At 36.5% G+C, this 2,416-nt stretch carries 2 protein-coding genes; both read left to right on the forward strand.

Translation table 11 applies throughout. From position 1 onward, the window contains the following. Window positions 1–75: 75 nt before the first annotated feature. Entirely contained in the window at window positions 76–1,410 is a 1,335-nt protein-coding gene (locus PL85_RS16175; RefSeq protein ID WP_115340181.1) for a nucleotide-binding domain-containing protein, read from the forward strand. Window positions 1,411–1,412: 2 nt separating this feature from the next. After that, window positions 1,413–1,991, forward strand: a complete 579-nt coding sequence (locus PL85_RS16180) for a hypothetical protein (RefSeq protein WP_115340182.1) — start codon at window positions 1,413–1,415, stop codon at window positions 1,989–1,991. The last annotated feature ends 425 nt before the right edge of the window (window positions 1,992–2,416 follow it).

Below are 2,416 nucleotides of genomic sequence, written 5' to 3' on the forward strand. Positions count from 1 at the left end.
TGCCCCTTAAGCGGGCGTTAAATTGGCACCGTTGAAAAGTACGTAGGCAGTTAGTCTCATAAAGGATAATTAGTGATGAATTGTAGTCAGTTATTTTACAGTATAGATGAAAGTATAGAAACCCTTCATCAACGAACTAAACTTTCAGATATCGTATTGTCGAAAGGCATAAATAAGAAAGATGAAGTAATTGAATTTTTGAAAGCAGAGCTCAGTGTTGCATTTGAATGCAAAGTAGAGTTTTGGCTGCAAGGCTCTTATAAAAGTAGCACGTTAATTAAGCCTGTAGATAAGTATTCCTCTTATGATATTGATATTGGAGTCTACCTACTATTTGACGCGGAGGAAGAGGAGATTGATGCTCAAGATGTCAAGGCTACATTAAAGGATGCATTAGAATCTTATTGTCAGATAAATGACGAGGCTAAACTACAAAAATCAAAGAATGCGTGTGAAGGTCTTACATTTTCGTCATTTTTAACTCTCGATACACCTATTTATTATAAATCTGATCTTGAAACAAAGCTTGCTACAGATAATGGATGGATTGATAGCGATCCTAGAGCAATTCAAGAATGGCTTACGAATTACTATACAAATAGTGATGACCGAGCGTTGATGAAGCGATTGGTACGTTATTTTAAAGCGTGGGTAAATGTTAAATGGCAAGGTACAGAGTTCAAAAAAATTCCATCGTTGGCTATAAATGTGCTTGTAGCTCAACATATGCAAAAGTATGAGAATGAAGATGACAGCTTTATACATACAGTTTTAAGTATATGTGAAGAGTTGGAGTCTACTTTCATCGTTAGTAATCCACTTAATGGTAATAACATTTTAACAATGCCAGAAGATGCTGAAACATTTGCGCATCAAAAATTAGACCATTTAAAGAGGGTTTGTTTAAATTGCTCCGATTCAAGTGAATTGGAACGATCTCTCGAATTTTCCAATCTATTTCAACATTATTTCCCTCAAGTCGAGCTTGGTCCATCTTCTGGTAGTATAAATCTTCCAGCAGTTACAACAGTTCCAGAAATTTCTATCTGCCGATATGATAAAAATGGAAAACACGTAGAAACTATAGTTACTAATAGCGTAACTGTGAAAAAAGGTGATTCGCTGACATTCACGATTTGTAACCATAGTGATTTTAATTTATTTGCCGATGCGCACTGGACTGTTAGGAACGTTGGTAAGCAGGCAACTGACGCTAATGATATCGGTCATAAAGTGTCAGGTCGAACAAACGAGAGTCATAAGAGAGATACTACGTATACAGGTGCTCATACGATGGAATGTATGATTACTTATAATGGTTCGGTAATTGGCATTCAAACCATTAATGTAGAAGTTAAGCCTGCCACAACATTGAGAAGAAAAAGAGTATTTAAGGGTGGGAGACGCTAATTGTGTGGGACTTATTACCATCAAAGTTAAAGTATGGCTTGCCTACAGCAATTGCTATCATCTTGTATTTGGCTTTTAACCAATATCTTGAACAGCCAATGCTACGGTCAATATCTTATACAATTACAGCAATAACCATATTGTCATGGATTGTTGGTAAATACCTGTGGAAGTATGTATATATCGACTACTTTAAGAATAATTTTTGTCCTGACTTTAACGGTAAATGGACTGGAAGGATTCAATCTAATTTTAATGGGGGAACAGTTGTTGAGTTTCCAGTTACAATTGAAGCAGATTTCTTTTCGATAAAAATGAAAGGTCAAACGACAATAGGTAGAAGTTACGCTAACTACTGTAAAGTAATTAGAACTGAAGATGACGGTTTTGAGCTCGAATACATGTTTAAAGGGGTAAATGATACTCCTTCTGAAACCGATACAATTTTTTACGAAGGTGCGGCTAGGCTGCATGTTACCGATGTCCCAGCTATGAAAATGAAAGGTGTATTTTGGACAAATCGTTGCTGGCAAAATGGCAAAAATACAGCCGGGATCGTTGAATTTACAAAAGTTGAATAGCCGTATATGTGCCATTTAACAAAGCATTTAAGAGTGATTCGCAACGCTTGGCATTTTCGCTTCGCTCAAGTATAGCCAAGCGTCGCTCACACCTTAATGCGGCGTTATGAGTAATTTAAGGATAGTGACAGACAGATGGAACGAAAAAGGCGAGTTGAGTGGTTAAAGATTCGAAAGAAAGGCTTTTTCAGGCACTTTTTAGGATATGGCTTAGGGTTTTGTATTCCAGTCATTTTCGGTAGTGCATTTGTTCGAAACGATTTTTATCTAGATTTATCTCCAATTGTGTCGTACCGAGTTTATTTAATGACGTTATTTGGAGCTGTGTTTTTTGCTGGTTGGGACTGGTTTTTCAAAAGTAGAGAGTACAAAAAATACAAAGAAAATCTATCGCGGAAAAATTACTCATAACAAACGGCTCAAGA

Origin of the sequence: Vibrio anguillarum (assembly GCF_001989995.2) — a bacterium.
GTDB classification, from domain to species: domain Bacteria; phylum Pseudomonadota; class Gammaproteobacteria; order Enterobacterales; family Vibrionaceae; genus Vibrio; species Vibrio anguillarum.